We start from the raw sequence: 16,493 nt of genomic DNA, 5'->3' as shown, positions 1-16,493 counted from the left end.
GGAACGCACCCCATGGCACAGAAGTGGTGGACCCTGACGGCAGTCGTCGCCGGGGTGTTCATGCTGGTCCTCGACATCACCATCGTCAACGTCGCCCTGCCCGCCATCGGCCGGGACTTCCACGCACCGCTGTCCGGCCTGCAGTGGGTCATCGACGCCTACGCGCTGGCCCTCGCCGCCGGACTGCTCACCGGGGGCTCACTGGCCGACCTGTGGGGCAGGCGCCGGCTCTACGCGGTCGGCACCGCGGTCTTCACCGCGGGGTCGCTGCTGTGCGGCCTGGCCACCGGGCCGCTCTTCCTGTCGCTCGCCCGGGCCGGGCAGGGCATCGGCGGGGCGGTCGTCTGGGCCACCTCGCTGGCCCTGCTCAGCGACGCCTTCCAGGGGCGCGAACGCGGACTGGCCTTCGGCGTCTACGGCGGCGTCCTGGGCATCGCGGTGGCTTTGGGACCGGTCCTCGGCGGCGCCCTCACCAGCGGACTCGGCTGGCGCTGGATCTTCTGGGTCAACGGGCCGATCGGCATCGCGGTGGTCGTGACCACCCTCACCAGGCTGCGGGAGTCCCGCGGTCCGGCGGCGGTCCGTCCCGACTGGCTCGGCTTCGCCGCCTTCAGCGGCGGACTGGCCCTGCTGATCCACGGCCTGATCAGCGCTGGCGACGGCTGGTCCCACCCACAGACGTACGGCAGTCTGATCGGCGCCGGGGTGCTGCTCGCCGGCTTCCTGGCGCTGGAACTGACGCAGCGCCACCCGATGCTGGACCCGGGGCTGTTCCGCAAGCCCACCTTCATCGGCGGGCTGGTCGCCGCGGTCGGACTCAACGGCTCCCTCTACACCCTGATCACCTACCTGGCGCTCTACCTCCAGCAGCACCTGGGCTTCTCCCCCGCCCAGACCGGGACCAGGCTGCTGACGCTGACCGGGGCGATGTTCGTGTCCTCGACCCTCGCCGGACGGCTGAGCAGCGCCGTCCCGGTGCGCCTGACGATCAGCGCCGGCTTCGTGCTGACCGGCGCCGGCCTCGCGCTGATGACCGGGGTGACCGACACCTCCCCCTGGACCCACCTGCTGCCCGGGATGGTCGTCGCGGGGCTCGGCTCCGGCATGGTCACCGTGCCGCTGGCCGCCACCGCGGTGGGCGTGGTGGCGCCCGCGCAGGCCGGCACCGCGTCCGGGATCAACGCCACCGCCCGCCAGGTCGGTCTCGCCACCGGGATCGCGGCCCTGGGGACGGTCTTCACCGCCCGCAGCGCCTCTTCGGGCTTCACCGACGGGCTCAACGAGATCCTGTGGATCGGCGCGGCCGTGGCCCTGGTGTCGGCGGTGCTGAGCGCCGCGCTGATCCGCGGGAAGGACTTCGTCGGCCAGCCGCCCGGGGCCGCCGCGGCGGACGCGGGGACGGCCGCGGCCGCCACCGGGGCGCACTGAACGGCGGGACCGGGGACGGCGGTCTGGCGGCACCGGGGCGCACTGAACGGCGGGACCGGGGACGGCGGTCTGGCGGCACCGACCCGGGCCGTCACGGCTCCCGGCGGCCGCCCGGTGACAAATCTGCCATGCAGGTTGTACTTTACTTCGCGGTGAAGGTACGACCACGACCCCACGAGCACGAGACGAGAGCGGGAGGACGCACATGGGAAGGACAGTCGCGGTCATCGGCGGCGGTTACGGCGGAGCGGCCCTGGCCAAGGCCCTGGACCCGGACTTCGAGGTGGTGCTCATCGACCCCAAGGACTCCTTCGAGCACGCCGTCGCCGCGCTCCGCGGCCTGGTCAGCGCCCCCTGGGCGGAGCGGATGTACTACGGCTTCGACCGGCTGCTCACCCGCGGTCGCTTCGTCCGGGGGCGCGCCGCCTCGGTGGACGAGGACGGCGTGACGCTCGCCGACGGCAGCAGGATCGACGCCGACTTCACCGTCCTGGCGAGCGGCTCCAGCTACCCCTTCCCTGCCAAGTCCGGGGTCGACGACACCGCCGAGGCGCTGCTGCGGCAGGCCGACACCAGGGCCCGGCTCGCCCGGGCGCGGCGGGTGCTGCTGATCGGCGGCGGCCCGGTGGGCCTGGAGTTCGCCGGGGAGATCGTCGAGCAGTGGCCGGACAAGCGGGTGACCGTGCTCGACAGCGCCGGGGACGTCCTCGGCGGGCAGTTCCTGCCCGGGCTGCGCGCCGCCCTGCGCGAGCAGTTGGACGCCCTGGGCGTGCGACTGGTGCTCGGCAGCCCGCTGACCGGTCCGCCGCCGACCGAACCGGGCCTGGACGCCCCGTTCACCGTGTCCACCGAGTCGGGCGAGCAGATCGCCGCCGACATCTGGTTCCGGTGCCACGGGGTCCGCCCCAACAGCGTCGCCCTGCTGGGCGCACTGGCCGGAGCGGCCCGCCCCGACGGCTTCGTCGAGGTGGACGACCGGCTCCGACTCCGGGGCTCCGCACGGGTGTTCGCGATCGGCGACATCACGGCGCTGCCCGAGCCCAAGCGCTCCAAGGCGGCCACGGACCACGCGGTGGTGGCCGCCGCCAACATCCGGGCCCTGTCCGCGGGCCGGCCCGCGGACACGGCCCACCGCCCCGGCCCCGCGGCCATCATCGTCCCGTTGGGCTCGGCGGGCGGCGCCTCCCAGGTCCCGGGACCGGACGGCCCGGTGGTGCTGGACGCGGCGGCCACCGCCCGGTACAAGGGCGGCGATCTGCTCACCGGCCGCTACCAGGACCTCTTCTCCGCCGGGGCACCCGCCGCCCCCTGACCCCGGCCCCCGCCGGGGACAACGGCTCCCACCCGCGCGCCGCAAGCCCGGAGGCCGCCCCACCGGAACGGTGGGGCGGCCTCCGACCTGCTTCTTCGCTGTGGGCGCAGACGGTTTCGAACCGCCGACATCCGCCTTGTAAGGGCGGCGCTCTACCGCTGAGCTATGCGCCCCCGCCGCAGTGGGCCGGCGCGGCCGGTCACACGACGAGTGGACAGACTACCTGGTCCGCGGAGTGCTTCGCCGCCCCCTTCCGGAGGGCGGACGGGACGGGGGGTGCCGGGCGGGGCGGGTGATCGGCAAGAATGGCAGGGAGGAAGCGGCAGGACGGACACGGAGCAGGGAGCGCGCGGTGAGCAGTGGCGGTGGTCGGGGCGGCTGGTGGGGCGGCGGCCGTCGGGACGGCGCCCGCGCCGACGCCAGGGCGGCCCGGGAGGCCGCCCAGGAGTCGTTCTACGAGCTGGACTCGGCCCAGCGGGACGCGCTGCTCGCGGTGGAGACCGTGAAGTCCGCGGGCGAGCCCGCCACCGCCCGCCGGGTGGAGCAGGAATTCGCCGAGTTGACCGCCCGGATCGACCAGGTCACCGTCGCCTACCTGGGCGCGCTGGACTCCGTCGACCTGGAGTCCGCCGAGGCCGACCCGGGGGCCGTCGCCCGGGCCCGGCAGCAGCTCGACCAGGCCAAGCGCGAACTCGACGCCAAGCGCGCCGAGTTGGGCGCCTTCGTCAGCCGCCTGCAGCCGATCGTGGACCACGCCGAGGCCCAGCTGATCCGGGTCACCCCCGCCGTCGAACGGGCCCGGCAGGCGCTGCTCGCGGCGACCACCGCCCTGGAGCAGGTCCGCGGCGCGGGCCTGCGCGCGGACGACCTGGCGACCCGGCTGGCCGAGCTCGCGCCCGAACTGACCAGGCTGAACCAGGGCGTCTCCCAGCACGGCGTGCCCGCCACCCTGCAGCGCGCCGAGGACGTCGCCCGGCGGGCCGAGGCGGTCCGTGCCGAGGCCGCCCAGCTCCCGGAGCGGGCCGCCGAGATCGACCGCCGGGTGACCTCGCTGCGCACCCGCATCGATGCCCTGGAGAACCGGGCCCACACCGTGGACCCGGCGCTCAGCGAACTGCGCCGCCGGTTCTCCACGGCCTGCTGGCAGGACCTCCAGCGGGTGCCCGCGCAGACCGCGGACGCGGTGCGCACCGCCCGCGGCAAGCTGACCGAGGCCGGCCGGGCCCGCGACGAGCAGCGCTGGGCGGACGCGACGGCGGCGATCGGCACCGTGCGCGCCCTGCTCGACACCGCCGGGGGCGCGGTCACCGCGGTCAACGACCGGCTCCAGCAGCTCAACGAGGTGCAGCACGACCCGAACCGGGAGATCGAGCGGGCCCGGTTCGCGCTGCGCGACGCCCAGCGCCTCGCGATGGCCGGCCGGCAGGCCCCCGACCCCCGCCACGCCGGGCCACTGGACGCCGCGGTGGGGCGGCTGGACCGGGCGGTGGCCGCGCTGGAGGAGTCCGGCCGGCACCCCGACTACTGGCACTTCCTGACCGAGCTGGCCGCCGTCCGGGAGACCGCGGCCGAAGTGGTCTCGCTGATCCGCGGCCACTGAACCGGCCGTCGGTACCCTGCTCGGTATGCCTCGCTACGACTTCCGCTGCCGCTCCTGCGGAGCCACCTTCGAACTCAACCGCCCGATGGCCCGGGCCAACGACCCGGCCACCTGCCCCGAGGGCCACCCGGACACCGTCAAGCTGCTGTCCACCGTCGCCGTCACCGGCGTGGGCGCCGCCGCGCCGGCCCCCGCCGGCGGGGGCGGAGGCGGCGGCTGCTGCGGCGGGGGTTGCTGCGGCTGACGAGCGGAGAAAACAGGGGCCCGGGGAACGGCGGGTCCGTGCTGCTGCGTGTAGTGAACAGAACCGGAAGCGGCCGCACCCAACGGCAGTGAACCGTCAGCAGCCACGGCCTCGCCGTTCCCCGAGCCCCTGAATACGCGCTCTCGTGAACCCCTGGTGCCGCCCGCTGGGCTCAGCTGACGTGCTTGAGCACCTGCCGGAGGATCTCTTCCCCCGCGCCGACGCCGGTCTCGGTGAGCGCGGTGACGCCCGGCGCCGTCCAGCCGGTCTCGGCGAGTTCGCCGTGGCCCGGGCGCCAGCCCAGGTCCGCGGCGAGCAGGAGTTCGGCGTCGAGCAGGGAGTCGCCGGCCGCCAGGACGGTCGTGGCGCCGGTGCGCCGCCGCACCTCGTCCAGCGCGGCGCCCTTGGAGAGCGGGGCGGGGACGGCGTAGACCTTGCGGCCCTGGAGGGAGACCGTCCAGCCGCGCTCGGCGCACCAGGCGGTGAGGTCGTCGATCCAGCCGGGCGGGAGTTCGGCGCGCTCGACGACCAGGTAGGCGAAGAGCTCGTCGGCGACGCGCCGCTTGTGGGTCCACTCCGGGTCGGCGGTCAGCGCGAGGTGCTCGACGACCTGGGCGAGCGGGGCGCTGCCCTCGTCGAGGCGGGTGCGGACCTCGTGCTGCCAGTCCCGGTCGGGGAGGCCGTCGACCAGCAGGTGGCCGCCGTTGGCGCAGACCGCGTACGGGGGGATCCAGTCCGCGGTGGGGCCGGGGAGGTGGATCCGCTCGTACTGGGCGCGGGTGCGGGTGGTGACGGGGACGACCGGGGCGAGGGCCGCGATCTCGGCGAGCAGGGCGGCCGCCTGCTCGGTCATGAAGGAGAGCGCCTTGCCGTCGTGCACCTCCACCGCGAGCAGCCGCGGGGCGAGCCGGTCGGGCACGTCCAGGCCGAGGGCGCGGTTGGAGTAGACGAGGGTGCGGTCGAGGTCGCTGGCGACCAGGAACTGCGGCACGGGCGGGGTCTCCTTCGTTCGGGGGCGGGGGTCAGGTGTGGACGGCGGTGCCGTCCGCGCCGGTGGCGCCGCGGGTGTAGCGCGGGTGGATCAGGCCGACGCAGGTGTACGGCAGGTCGTCGGTCTCCTCGACCGGGACGCCGCGCTGTTCGGCCAGCAGCCGGACGTGGTCGAGGTCGGGCCCGGCGCCGCGGCGGGCCAGGATCCGCCAGGGGACGCGGCGCAGCAGGACGCGGGTGGTCTCGCCGACGCCGGGCTTGACCAGGTTGACGCTGTCGATGCCGTACTCGGCGCTGATCCGCTCGACGGCGGCCCAGCCCTCCCAGGTGGGGGTGCGGTCGACGGCGGCGAGCCGGGCGGTCTCGGCGGCGACGGCGTCGGCGACGGCCGGGAAGGCGGCGGCGACGGTGTCGACGAAGTGGCGGGAGACGTCGGCCCCGGCGAGTTCGCGGTAGAACTTGGCGCCGTGGAACTCGTCCGGCCCGGTCAGGTCGGCGCGCAGCACGGTGCGGGAGACCAGGCCGGAGACGGTGGAGTTGAGGCAGGCGGAGGGGATCAGGAAGTCGTCCCGGGTGCCGTAGGTGCGCACGCAGCCGCCGGGGTCGGCGAGGACGGCGAGTTCGGGGTCGAAGCCGGTGCCGGCCAGGGCCTGTTCGAGTTCGCGGGTGATGGCGCCCTTGCCCGTCCAGCCGTCGACGAAGACCACGTCGGCGGCGCGGTGGTGGGCGGCGAGGTGGCGCAGGGCGACCTGGTCGATGCCGCGGCCGCGGACGATGGAGACGGTGTAGTGCGGCACGTCGAGGCCGTGGGCGTGGGCGAGCCAGCGGCGGATCAGGACGCCGACGGGGGTGCCGGCCCGGGCCAGCGAGGCGAGCACCAGGTGCGGGCCGCGTTCGCGCAGCAGCGTCTCGGCGACGGTGCCGACGGCGGTGGCCAGCCGGGTCGCGGAGGCGTCCAGGGCGGTGTGGAAGAGCTGCTGGTAGGCGGCGCTGGGCTGGTACTCGACGGGCAGCGACTCGGCGTAGTGGGCGCCGCCGGACTGCACGGCCTCCTCGCGCTCCTCGGTGGGCGCTTCGAGGTGGACGTCGGAGAGGTCCTTGAGCAGCCAGGTGACGTCGGCGGCCGGGTAGCTGGAGAAGGCCGGGCCGTGCAGCGGGCGGGTGGCGGGCGGGGCGGTGCGTGCGGTCATGCTGGGTGCCTCCGACGGGTACGGGGTCATGCTCGGGCAGCGGGGCGTCCGGCGGGTGGCGCGGGGCGGTACGACGGGAGAACGGCGAGCACCACCCGGTCGGTGGCGGTGCGCAGGGCGGGCAGCAGGGCGTCGGGGCCGTGGTGCAGGGCGGGGGTGTCGGCGGGGTCGTCGACGACCAGGACGACGGTGTCGAAGCGGCGGGCCGGGTCGGTGCCGGGGGCGACGTTGTAGGCGTAGCGCTCGGTGGAGCGGTCGGCGGGGTCGTCGTGGGCGGTGAAGGCGAGCCGGGTGCGGATGGCGTAGCCGGGGTCGTCGAGGGCGAACACCGGGGAGCGGGTGGTGGTGGAGAAGCGCACCTCGGCGTCGGGGAGGGCGTGCTGGAGGGCTTCGGCGAGCCGCAGCGGGGCGTACATCAGCTCCTCGCAGCCGAGCACCAGGACCCGGCCGGGGCGGGGGCCGACGGCGGCGGCGAGGTGGGCGCCGAGGGCGGGCAGGGCGGCGTCGAGGCGGCGGCGGTGGGCGGGGGTGAAGCCGTGCCGGCCGCCGTCGGGCAGGTCGGCGGGCCAGGGCAGGTCGAGCCGGGTGAGTTCGCCGGGCGGGCCGCCGGGGGGCGGCGGGGCGGGGGCGGCCGCGATCAGCTCGCGGGCCCGGTCCAGGACGCCGTCGGGGAGTTCGACGCCGCCGGCGGCGGTGGCGACCAGGTCGAGGCGGGCGCCGAGTCCGGCGGCGGCGGCGCGCAGGCGCTCGCGGTCGGCCGGGGTGCGCAGGTCGACCAGGGCGACGGCGACGTAGCGCTCGCGGGGGTGGGCGGCGTGCAGGGCGCGGATGGTGTTGATGACGGTGGTGCCGGTGGAGAACTCGTCGTCGACCAGCACCAGCGGGCCGTCCCCGGCCAGCAGCAGCGGGTCCTCGGGGAGCAGCAGGTGGCTGGTGGCGTGCGAGTGCTCCTCCTCGAAGCCGCCGAGCGGGGCGACGCCGGGGACGGGCCGCCGGGTGGAGTGCAGGTAGGGGGCGTCGAGCCCGTCGGCGACGCTGTGGCCGAGGGCGGTGGCGGTCTCGGCGTAGCCGAGCACGACGGCGCGGGCGGCGTCCTCGGGGCCGAGCAGTTCGGCGACCCGGCGGCCGAGGTCGAGCCCGGCGCCGTGCACCGTCGCGGGCCGCTGCGGGACGTGCTTGCCCAGCACCCGGGAGACCAGCAGGTGGGCGCGTTTCGGGTTGACCCGCAGGGCGAGGCCGATCAGTCCGGTCAGTTCGGGCCCGCCGGTGAGGCGCAGGCCGAGCCGGTCGGTGACCCACTGGCCGGTCCAGGGGTCGGCCCCGACGGGCCCGGGGGCGGTGGTGTCGGCGGTCATCGGGGGCTCCTCTCGACGAGCGAGGCAGTGCGGGACGGTGCGGGACGGGACGGGGGACGGTGCGGGGCAGGACGGGGCGGAGCAGGACGGGCAGGGCGGTACGGACGGTGACGGGAAGGACGGGTGGTGCCAGTGGGACGGACGCGGGCGCACGCCCGCACGGTTCGCGGTTCGTCATCGAGCCTACGGGGCCCGCCGGGGAGCATGGATCGGCCGACCGGCCAGGACGTCGACGCCGACCGGCCAGGACGTCGACGCCGACCGGCCGACCCTCCCGTCAGCCGATCGGTTGACCCTCCGTCAGCGGCCCGGCACGCGGCGGCCGTTCAGCCGATGCAGGCCGACAGCAGCTCCGCGAAGGTGACCTCGGGCCGGGCGACGCCGAACACCTCGGCGCGCAGCAGCACCCGCTCGGCCCAGGCCCGGTGCGGCTTGGCCTCGTTCATCTTGTTGGTGTACGCGGAGCGGCTGACCCCGCCGCCGCCGCGGTGCTGCTGCAGGATGTCCTGCGCGTCGCAGAGTTCCTCGTGGGTGACCACGGACAGCGCGTGCACGGCGGCGACGTGGCTGGGGTGGATGCAGGTCTTGCCGAGCAGCCCGTTGGCCCGGTCGAGTTCGATCTCCCGGATCAGCCCGTCCAGGTCGTGCTCGATCAGCCGCTGGCGGACCCGGTCGGCGGGCGGGATGACCTCGGCGAACGGGGTGCGGCGCAGCTGGGGCTTGAACATCCGTTCCTGGAGCGGGAAGTACTCCCAGACCGGCCCGGTGACGGTGTGCCCGGTGCCGTCGGCCCGGCCGAGCACGTTGACCACGTCGCCGATCACGCCGGCCACCAGGGCGACGTCGTAGGCGGTCAGGTCGGGCGAGCGGCGCAGCCCGTACGCGGAGCACAGGTCGGTGACGCCGAGCCGGACGGCGAGGACGCGTTCGCGGTGCTTGTCGAGCAGCCGGGCGATGCCGTGCAGCTGCTCGCGGCGGCTCTCCAGGTGGGCGAGTTCGGGCGATTCGAGCACCGGCATGACGAACAGCCGCTGTCCGCTGCGCTCCTCGGCGCCGGTCAGCGCCTCCAGGTAGGGCAGGCCGCTGTCCTCGGTGAACTTGGGCACCACGAAGCCGCTGAGCAGGCGCAGCGCGGGGCCGAGGCGCTCGGTCAGGTCGGTGATCTGCTCGGGGGCCCGGACCCGGACGAACAGCAGCGGCAGTTCGGCGTCGGCGCCCTCCGCGGCGAGTGCGGTGAGCTGTTCGACGAGGTTGTGCTCGGCGTCGTCCACCTCGTGGTCGGCGATCGCGTCCTCCAGGCAGAGCACCATGGAGACGACGCCGCGGGCGGCCTGCTTGCGGACGTCGCGGGCCAGGGCGGGCCGGGTGGCGGGGCTGTAGAGCGTGGCGCCGAGCGCGGTGGCGAGGACGGACGCCTCGCTGTCGCGGTCGAAGGGGGCGGGCTGCTCGTGAAAGAGCCGGCTGCGGACGTCGTCCGCGAGATGCCCGAAGTGGCGCAAGGTGCTCTCCCGCTGTGGTCTGGTGGGCCCGCCGTCGGCGGGAACGGCTGACGTCTCCCTCCTTGGGACGGACGGCGCGGCCGGAAAGTTCGCGGGGAGCACCGACGCCGTCGCGGGTGGGAGCACCGGGGCCGTTGGCCGCTTATCGTACGGCCGTATGACCTCGGCGAAAGAGTTCGAAACATCGAATTCTCGCAAGATTGTCAGCCCCGTCACCGACCGCGCCGCGAACGCCCGCGCGGCGATCCGCCGACGGGGCGCGCCGATGCCGCGCCCCGCGTTGTCCCGGGCCCCCGGCAGGCGGCAGGATGGTGCGCCATGACGCACGTGATGGCGAAGGGCGCCAACATCCCGCTGACGGCCGCCGCCGTCCGTGCCGTCCTGCGGTGGACGGACACCCCGGGCATCCCGGACGTGGACGCCTCGGCCCTGCTGCTGACCGCCGGGGGCAAGGTTCGCGACGACTCGGACTTCGTGTTCTACAACCAGCCCCGGCACCCGTCCGGCCTGGTCCGCCACCTGCCCAAGCAGGTCGTGGACGGGACGGTGCTGGACGGGCTGGAGATCGACCTGGAGCAACTGCCGTCCGAGGTGGACCGGGTGGTGCTGGCCGGTTCCGCCGAGGGCGGCGCCTTCCCCGCGGTGCCCGACCTGCGGGTGCTGCTGTTCGACGCGACCGCGCCCGCCGGGACGCCCGCGCTGGCCGAGTTCGCGGTCGACGAGGGCGAGCAGGTGACCGCGCTGGTCGCCGCCGAGCTCTACCGCCGGTCCGGCGGCTGGAAGTTCCGCGCGGTCGGCCAGGGCTACCTGGACGGGCTGGTCGCGCTGGCCACCGACTTCGGCATCGCGGTCGAGGACGACGGGGACGCGGACGGTTCCGCGGTCGACCTGACCGACCACAGCGGGGACCCGCGCGTCCCCGCCCAGGCCCCGCAGCCGCAACCGCGGCCCGAGCCGCAGCAGTCGCAGCCCGCGCCGCCGTCCCCGGTCGACGAGGACGACTGGACGATCGCCCCGGCCGCGCCGCTGTCGTCCGCCCCGGCCGCCGAGCCGCCCGCCCCCGAGCCCCGGCCCGCCCACCCGGCCCAGCCCGCCCAGCCGCCGGCCGCGCCGGCCACCGCCCCGGCCGCCCGGGCCCCGCCCCCGCCGACCGTGCACCAGGGCGGCTACGGCTACCCCCAGCCGCAGCCGCAGCCGGGCTACGGCTACCCGCAGCAGCCCCCGGCCCAGCCGCAGTCCCAGCCCGGCAGCTACGGCTACCCGCAGCCCGCCGCCGCCCAGGGGTACGGCTACCCGCAGCAGCCGCCGCCCCAGGGGTACGGCTACCCGCAGCCGCAACAGCCACCGCAGCAGCAGTCCGGCCCGCCGTTCGCGCTGCCGCCGCAGGGCCCGCAGTTCCAGCCCCGCTAGCGGACCTGGCGGACCACGAACCCCCGGGCCCGCGAGCCCCCTCCCCCGGACGTCAGTTGCCGGACCCGGAGGGGGTCTTGTAGCCGCGCTCCCACTGCATGCCGAAGCCGTACAGCCGGTCCAGGTCGGACTGGAACCCGTGCACGTACCGCACCTCGCGGCGGATCGTCAGCTTGCCCTCGCCGTCGTTCTCGATCAGCACCACCGCGCACGAACGGGCCGCCGGGGCGCGCTCGTCGAGCTTGATCTCGATCCGCGGGCCGCTCTGCGGGACGATGGTGAGCACCGCGTGGGTGCGGTCGAAGGCGGGGGTGTCGTCGTAGATGTAGACGAAGATCAGCAGCCGCTTGAACTGGTCCTTCTTCTCCAGGTTGATGTGCATGGTCTCGCCGGAGGGCGCGCCGGACACGTCGTCGCCGGAGAGCTTGATGTACGGCGGCTTGTTGAGGTCGCCGAAGAGCCGGCCGAGCGGCTGCACCACGCCCCGGGTGCCGTCGGCGAGTTCGTACATGCAGGCCAGGTCGAGGTCGACGCCGACCGGCGCGGACCCGGTGTCGGCCGTCGCCAGCGGGCGCAGGATCCGCGGGTCGAAGAAGCGGCGCAGCGCGCCGCCCACGCTGGGGCGGTCGACGGTCAGGGTCGACCAGTGCAGGTTGATGTACAGGTAGCCGGTGGTGGCCGCGGAGCCGGTGATGGCGTGCTGCGGCTGGGACTTGGTCAGTGTGACCTTGAACTGCCCTCCGGTGTCGAAGCTGTCGCCGCGGTCCCCCTTCAGGAACTCCCACACCGAGACCATCGTGTCCTCCCCCAGCACCGGCTAACGTCCTCGCCTCTCCAATACCCACCCGGAGGGCCCTGAGTCAACGTCAACCCTCCCGCGCGCCCCGCTGGCAGAGGGTTCGTCACTCCCGTACGATGCCCGCTCCCCGGACGCGATATCGTCTCTCCGCACAGGTGTACCGTGCGTCACCTCTCTTCCCCCTGCCCTGCGGAAAGCCGAGGCCCTCCCCGCGATGAACCTCTCCTCCATACAGCTGGTCTGGGCCGTGGTAGGCGGTGCAGCCCTGCTGTTCACCGCCATCCTGGTGGCCTTCCTGCGCTTCAAGAACAACAAGCCGACGGACTCGTCGTCCGGCGACTCGTGGGAGCGCAGCGAGGAGCGCCGCCGTCGCAAGGAGGCCATCTACGGCGGCGCCTCGTACGTGCTGCTGTTCTGCTGCGCCGGTGTGGCCGCCGCGCTGTCGTTCCACGGCCTGGTCGGTTTCGGCCAGCAGAACCTGAACCTGTCCGGCGGCTGGGAGTACCTGGTCCCGTTCGGCCTGGACGGCGCGGCCATGTTCTGCTCGGTGCTCGCCGTCCGCGAGGCCAGCCACGGTGACGCCGCGCTCGGCTCCCGCATGCTGGTGTGGCTGTTCGCGGTCGCCTCGGCCTGGTTCAACTGGGTGCACGCGCCGCGCGGCGGCGCGCACGACGGCGCCCCGCAGTTCTTCGCCGGCATGTCGATCTCGGCGGCCGTGCTGTTCGACCGGGCGCTCAAGCAGACCCGCCGGGCGGCGCTGCGCGAGCAGGGCCTGGTGCCCCGCCCGCTGCCGCAGATCCGGGTGGTCCGCTGGCTGCGCGCCCCGCGCGAGACCTACGCGGCCTGGTCACTGATGCTGCTGGAGAACGTGCGCAGCCTGGACGAGGCCGTCGAGGAGGTCCGCGAGGAGCGGCAGGCGAAGATGGACGCGAAGCTGCGCGCCCGCAGCGCCGACCGCCGCGAGCGGGCCGAGCTGAAGGCGATCGCCCGCCAGGGCGGCGTGCTGGGCCGGGCCCGGCACGCCCGCGAGGTGCCCGCGCTGGCCGCGGCCGGCAGCGACGGCCCGTCCGCAGCGGAGCCTGCCCTAGCCCCCGAGGAGACCACCCTCGACCGGGTGAGCGCCTCCGCCCTGGAGCCCGCCGCCCTGAACGCCGGCCGCCGCCCCCGCGCCGCCGTCGAGTCCACCAGCAGCACCGGCAGCAGCTACTCGTCGAGCAGCAGCTCCTCCTCGTACAGCTCCCCGTACTCCTCCAGCGTCGACCTGACGATGGACGAGGACACCCTGTCGATGCCGAAGCTGGACTCGCTGGAGCGCAAGCTCCGGGCGATCGAGCAGCAGCTCGGCTGACCCGCAGCACCCGCAGCACCCGCAGCACCCCCCGTACGCCGAGAGCCGCGTCCGGCGAGGAAGTTCCTCGCCGGACGCGGCTCTCGGCGTGTCGCGGGCGCTGCGCTAGCCCTCCGCGCCCGCGCCCTCCAGCGCCTGCTGGCGCTTGTTGCGGACCATCGAGGAGGCCAGGGCGGCGCCGATGAAGGCGACGCCGATCAGGCCGGTGACGATCTCCGGGATGTGGTACTTGATCGAGGCGAGCAGGATCAGCGCCAGCGCGCCGATCGCGTAGTGCGCGCCGTGCTCCAGGTACACGTAGTCGTCCAGGGTGCCCTTGCGGACCAGGAAGACGGTCAGCGACCGGATGTACATGGCGCCGATGCCGAGGCCCAGGGTGATCTGGAAGATGTCCTGGGAGATGGCGAAGGCGCCGACCACGCCGTCGAAGGAGAACGACGCGTCGAGGACCTCCAGGTAGATGAAGAGGAAGAACGCGGCCTTGCCGCCGACCTGGACGATCGACTTGCCGGTGCGCTCGGCCTCCTCCTCGGCCTCCTCCTGGGCCTCCAGGCCGGACTCGAAGACCGCGGACAGGCCGTTGACCGCGAGGTAGGTGGCGAGGCCGCAGACACCGGCCAGCAGCACCGTCTCGGCGCGGTCACCGGCGAAGAAGCGGGAGGACAGGGCGAGCACCACCAGGGCGACGACCGAGGAGAGCGCGTCCAGCTTGCCGATCTTCTCCAGCGGCTTCTCCAGCCAGCGCAGCCAGTTGAAGTCCTTCTCCTCGAAGATGAAGTCGAGGAAGATCATCAGCAGGAAGACGCCGCCGAAGGCCGCGATGGCCGGGTTGGCCAGCTCCAGGTACTCGGCGTAGGTGTGGCCGTCGTGCGTCTTGCCGGAGTCGAGCGCCAGCTCGATGACGGTGCCCGGGTTGAGGTGCGCGGTGAGGCCGACGACCAGCAGCGGGAAGACCAGCCGCATGCCGAAGACCGCGATCAGCACACCGACCGTCAGGAACAGCTTCTGCCAGAAGGCGTTCATCCGCTTGAGGACGGTGGCGTTGACGACGGCGTTGTCGAAGGACAGGGAGATCTCGAGGATCGAGAGGATCAGGACGACGCCGAATCCTTCGGCCCCCCAGATCAGGCCGGCGGCGATCAGGCCGGCGATCGTGATGGCGAAGGACCATCCGAACGTACGGAGGAACACGGGGTCAGCTACCTTTCTGGCTGCCGGAATCGACCCGTTCCGGACTTGGGTGTGGTGCGGTTACTGGACGTTGACGCCGAAGTCGAGCGCGATGCCGCGCAGGCCGGAGGCGTAGCCCTGGCCGACGGCCCGGAACTTCCACTCGCCCTGGTAGCGGTACAGCTCGCCGAAGATCATGGCGGTCTCGCTGGACGCGTCCTCGGAGAGGTCGTACCGGGCGATCTCGCTGCCGTCGGCGAGGTTGACCACCCGGATGTAGGCGTTGGAGACCTGGCCGAAGCTCTGCAGGCGGGCGTCGGCGTCGTAGATGGAGACGGCGAAGACGACCTTGTCGATCTGCACCGGCACCAGGTCGAGGTGCACCTGCACCACCTCGTCGTCGCCGTCGCCGTCACCGGTGAGATTGTCGCCCTGGTGCTCGACCGAACCCTCGGGGCTGCGCAGGTTGTTGTAGAACACGAAGTACTCGTCGCCGGTGACCCGGCCGCCGGTGCACAGCAGTGCGCTGGCGTCCAGGTCGAAGGGCGCGCCGGTGGTCGATCGGGCGTCCCAGCCCAGGCCGATCTGGACCTGCGTCAGGTTCGGCGCGGCCTTGGTCAGCGAGACGTTCCCGCCCTTGGCGAGGGTGACGGACATCGACTTCCTCCCAGCTCCCGTCTCCGGGGCTCCCGGGGTGTGCTTCGGTGGACTGCCGCCGACCGCCCGGGAGGGCCGGCGGGACGCGCCCGGCGGACGCACCCCAAGAGATCTACGCCCCCGAGCGGCCGTGCAGTGCTGCACACCCGACTGAACTTCCTGAACTCCGCCTCCGGATCCGGCCGGTGCCCCCGCCCGGCGGCCTCGGACCGCCCCGCGCGCACCCCGGCCGGGGTGCGGATCGTGGCCGAATCTATCAAGCGGCGGCCCCCGGCAGGCCCGGCGCGGACCGGCCGGGGGGTGGCCGGAACCCGGCGGGTACGCTGCCGGGACCGCCGGACGAACCATCGCGCGGCACCACGTACACGGACGAACAGAGGGAGCGCGGTAGCGATGCCGTTCGAACCGCTCGACCGGACCGACCCCGAGGCGGTCGGCCCCTACCACCTGCTGGCGAGACTCGGCGTCGGCGGCATGGGCCGGGTGTACCTGGCCCGGTCCGCCGGCGGCCGCACGGTCGCGGTCAAGGTGGTCCGCGCCGACCTGGCCGGGGACGCCGACTTCCGCGAACGGTTCCGCCGCGAGGTGTCCGCCGCGCAGTCCGTCGGCGGCACCTTCACCGCACCGGTGGTGGACGCCGACCGGGACGGCGAGTCGCCCTGGCTGGCCACCGCGTACGTGCTGGGCCCGGCGCTGGACGACGCGGTGCGCGGCCACGGGCCGCTGCCGGTGGAGACGGTGCGCACCCTCGGCACCGGCCTGGCCCAGGCGCTGGCGGCGATCCACGCCGCGGGCCTGGTGCACCGCGACCTCAAGCCGTCCAACGTGCTGCTGGCCGCCGACGGGCCGCGGGTGATCGACTTCGGCATCGCCCGGGCGCTGGACGGCGACAAGATGACCTCCACCGGCGTGGTGGTCGGTTCGCCCGGCTTCATGAGCCCCGAGCAGGCCGCCGGGCGCCGCCTCGGCCCGGCCGGCGACGTGTTCTCGCTCGGCTCGGTGCTGGTCTTCGCCGCCACCGGCCACGGCCCGTTCGACCACGTCGAGGACGGCGGCGCCCCGTCCGCGGCCTCGCTGCTGTACCGGGTGGTGCACGACGAGCCCGACCTCTCCGGGCTGCCCGAGCAGCTGCGGCCCGCGGTCACCGCCTGCCTGGCCAAGGACCCGGCCGCGCGCCCGACGCCCGCCGAGCTCGGCGCGCTGCTGGGCGAGGCGGTCGCCCCGGCCCGCTCCGGCTGGCTGCCGGTCTCGCTGGCCTCGGACCTCGCCACCCACGCCGCCGAGGTGATGGACCTGGAGGCCCCGGTCCGCCCCGCCGACCCGCGGCTGGCCGCCGCCCCGGCCGCCCCGACGCCCACCGAGGTGTCCGCCGTCGACCCCGGCACCGTCCGGCTGCGCGCCGACGGCCCCGCCCCCGTGCCCGTCCACCCGGCGACCGTGGCCGTGGCGCTGGCCGGGCCGGTCAGCGCCGCGATCGGCGCCGCCCCGGCG

General features: G+C 74.5%; 12 protein-coding genes, 1 tRNA gene and 1 pseudogene. 7 read left to right on the top strand and 7 right to left on the bottom strand.

What is annotated here, in order from left to right; all coding sequences use genetic code 11:
• Positions 1–12 precede the first annotated feature (12 nt).
• Together ABD345_RS27360 and ABD345_RS27355 are read left to right on the top strand one after the other, a co-directional pair.
• Positions 13–1,428 (top strand): MFS transporter, encoded by a 1,416-nt coding sequence (locus tag ABD345_RS27360; protein WP_344555661.1) that lies wholly within the window; start codon positions 13–15, stop codon positions 1,426–1,428.
• 205 nt (positions 1,429–1,633) lie between these two features.
• The gene (locus ABD345_RS27355; RefSeq protein ID WP_344555659.1) at positions 1,634–2,740 is read left to right on the top strand and encodes an FAD-dependent oxidoreductase; all 1,107 of its coding nucleotides are present in this window, start codon (positions 1,634–1,636) and stop codon (positions 2,738–2,740) included.
• A 101-nt stretch (positions 2,741–2,841) separates the two neighbouring features.
• Here the strand turns inward: ABD345_RS27355 and ABD345_RS27350 are convergent.
• A tRNA-Val gene (locus tag ABD345_RS27350) sits at positions 2,842–2,913 on the bottom strand.
• A 119-nt stretch (positions 2,914–3,032) separates the two neighbouring features.
• On the opposite strand from ABD345_RS27350, the gene ABD345_RS27345 reads away from it, so the two are divergent.
• Together ABD345_RS27345 and ABD345_RS27340 are read left to right on the top strand one after the other, a co-directional pair.
• Positions 3,033–4,340 carry a coiled-coil domain-containing protein gene (locus ABD345_RS27345; protein WP_425556879.1) on the top strand — a complete coding sequence of 436 codons (1,308 nt, stop codon included), beginning with the start codon at positions 3,033–3,035 and terminating at the stop codon, positions 4,338–4,340.
• 25 nt (positions 4,341–4,365) lie between these two features.
• A complete protein-coding gene (locus tag ABD345_RS27340) occupies positions 4,366–4,584 on the top strand; it encodes an FmdB family zinc ribbon protein (RefSeq protein WP_344555655.1) in 219 nt (72 codons plus the stop codon).
• 172 nt (positions 4,585–4,756) lie between these two features.
• Here ABD345_RS27340 and ABD345_RS27335 read toward each other — a convergent pair whose 3' ends face one another.
• From ABD345_RS27335 to ABD345_RS27320, 3 genes and pseudogenes are all read right to left on the bottom strand, one after another.
• The gene (locus ABD345_RS27335) at positions 4,757–5,575 is read right to left on the bottom strand and encodes an HAD family hydrolase (protein ID WP_344555653.1); all 819 of its coding nucleotides are present in this window, start codon (positions 5,573–5,575) and stop codon (positions 4,757–4,759) included.
• Between the two features lie 31 nt (positions 5,576–5,606).
• Positions 5,607–8,119, bottom strand: a pseudogene (locus tag ABD345_RS40355) (phosphoribosyltransferase).
• Positions 8,120–8,445: 326 nt separating this feature from the next.
• Positions 8,446–9,618, bottom strand: a complete 1,173-nt coding sequence (locus ABD345_RS27320; RefSeq protein ID WP_344555647.1) for an HpcH/HpaI aldolase/citrate lyase family protein — start codon at positions 9,616–9,618, stop codon at positions 8,446–8,448.
• Positions 9,619–9,936: 318 nt separating this feature from the next.
• Here ABD345_RS27320 and ABD345_RS27315 point away from each other — a divergent pair, with 318 nt between their 5' ends.
• Positions 9,937–11,028 carry a TerD family protein gene (locus ABD345_RS27315; RefSeq protein ID WP_344555645.1) on the top strand — a complete coding sequence of 364 codons (1,092 nt, stop codon included), beginning with the start codon at positions 9,937–9,939 and terminating at the stop codon, positions 11,026–11,028.
• A gap of 52 nt (positions 11,029–11,080) precedes the next feature.
• On the opposite strand, the gene ABD345_RS27310 is transcribed toward ABD345_RS27315, so the two are convergent.
• Positions 11,081–11,824 (bottom strand): TerD family protein, encoded by a 744-nt coding sequence (locus ABD345_RS27310; RefSeq protein ID WP_344555833.1) that lies wholly within the window; start codon positions 11,822–11,824, stop codon positions 11,081–11,083.
• Positions 11,825–12,041: 217 nt separating this feature from the next.
• Here ABD345_RS27310 and ABD345_RS27305 point away from each other — a divergent pair, with 217 nt between their 5' ends.
• The gene (locus tag ABD345_RS27305; protein ID WP_344555643.1) at positions 12,042–13,175 is read left to right on the top strand and encodes a DUF2637 domain-containing protein; all 1,134 of its coding nucleotides are present in this window, start codon (positions 12,042–12,044) and stop codon (positions 13,173–13,175) included.
• A 105-nt stretch (positions 13,176–13,280) separates the two neighbouring features.
• Here ABD345_RS27305 and ABD345_RS27300 read toward each other — a convergent pair whose 3' ends face one another.
• Both ABD345_RS27300 and ABD345_RS27295 read right to left on the bottom strand, forming a co-directional pair.
• On the bottom strand, positions 13,281–14,366 hold the full coding sequence (locus ABD345_RS27300) for a DUF475 domain-containing protein (protein WP_344555641.1): 1,086 nt from the start codon (positions 14,364–14,366) through the stop codon (positions 13,281–13,283).
• Between the two features lie 60 nt (positions 14,367–14,426).
• Positions 14,427–15,002: a TerD family protein gene (locus ABD345_RS27295; protein ID WP_344555639.1), complete on the bottom strand. Its 576-nt coding sequence runs from the start codon at positions 15,000–15,002 to the stop codon at positions 14,427–14,429.
• A 393-nt stretch (positions 15,003–15,395) separates the two neighbouring features.
• Between ABD345_RS27295 and ABD345_RS27290 the strand changes: the two genes are divergently transcribed.
• Positions 15,396–16,493, top strand: a 1,098-nt coding sequence (locus tag ABD345_RS27290; protein WP_344555637.1) for a serine/threonine-protein kinase, incomplete at its 3' end; no start/stop codon positions are given.

It is taken from the genome of Kitasatospora saccharophila (assembly GCF_039529925.1).
In the GTDB taxonomy this organism is placed as follows: Bacteria; Actinomycetota; Actinomycetes; order Streptomycetales; family Streptomycetaceae; genus Kitasatospora; species Kitasatospora saccharophila.
The sequence above is the reverse complement of the archived record's forward strand: the minus strand, read 5'-3'. Positions and strand labels throughout refer to the sequence as shown.

Coding starts and splice junctions, on each gene's coding strand:
- ABD345_RS27295 (WP_344555639.1), bottom strand. CDS start 15,002: ATGTCCGTCACCCTCGCCAAGGGCGGGAACGTCTCGCTGACCAAGGCC.
- ABD345_RS27360 (WP_344555661.1), top strand. CDS start 13: ATGGCACAGAAGTGGTGGACCCTGACGGCAGTCGTCGCCGGGGTGTTC.
- ABD345_RS27340 (WP_344555655.1), top strand. CDS start 4,366: ATGCCTCGCTACGACTTCCGCTGCCGCTCCTGCGGAGCCACCTTCGAA.
- ABD345_RS27305 (WP_344555643.1), top strand. CDS start 12,042: ATGAACCTCTCCTCCATACAGCTGGTCTGGGCCGTGGTAGGCGGTGCA.
- ABD345_RS27355 (WP_344555659.1), top strand. CDS start 1,634: ATGGGAAGGACAGTCGCGGTCATCGGCGGCGGTTACGGCGGAGCGGCC.
- ABD345_RS27310 (WP_344555833.1), bottom strand. CDS start 11,824: ATGGTCTCGGTGTGGGAGTTCCTGAAGGGGGACCGCGGCGACAGCTTC.
- ABD345_RS27315 (WP_344555645.1), top strand. CDS start 9,937: ATGACGCACGTGATGGCGAAGGGCGCCAACATCCCGCTGACGGCCGCC.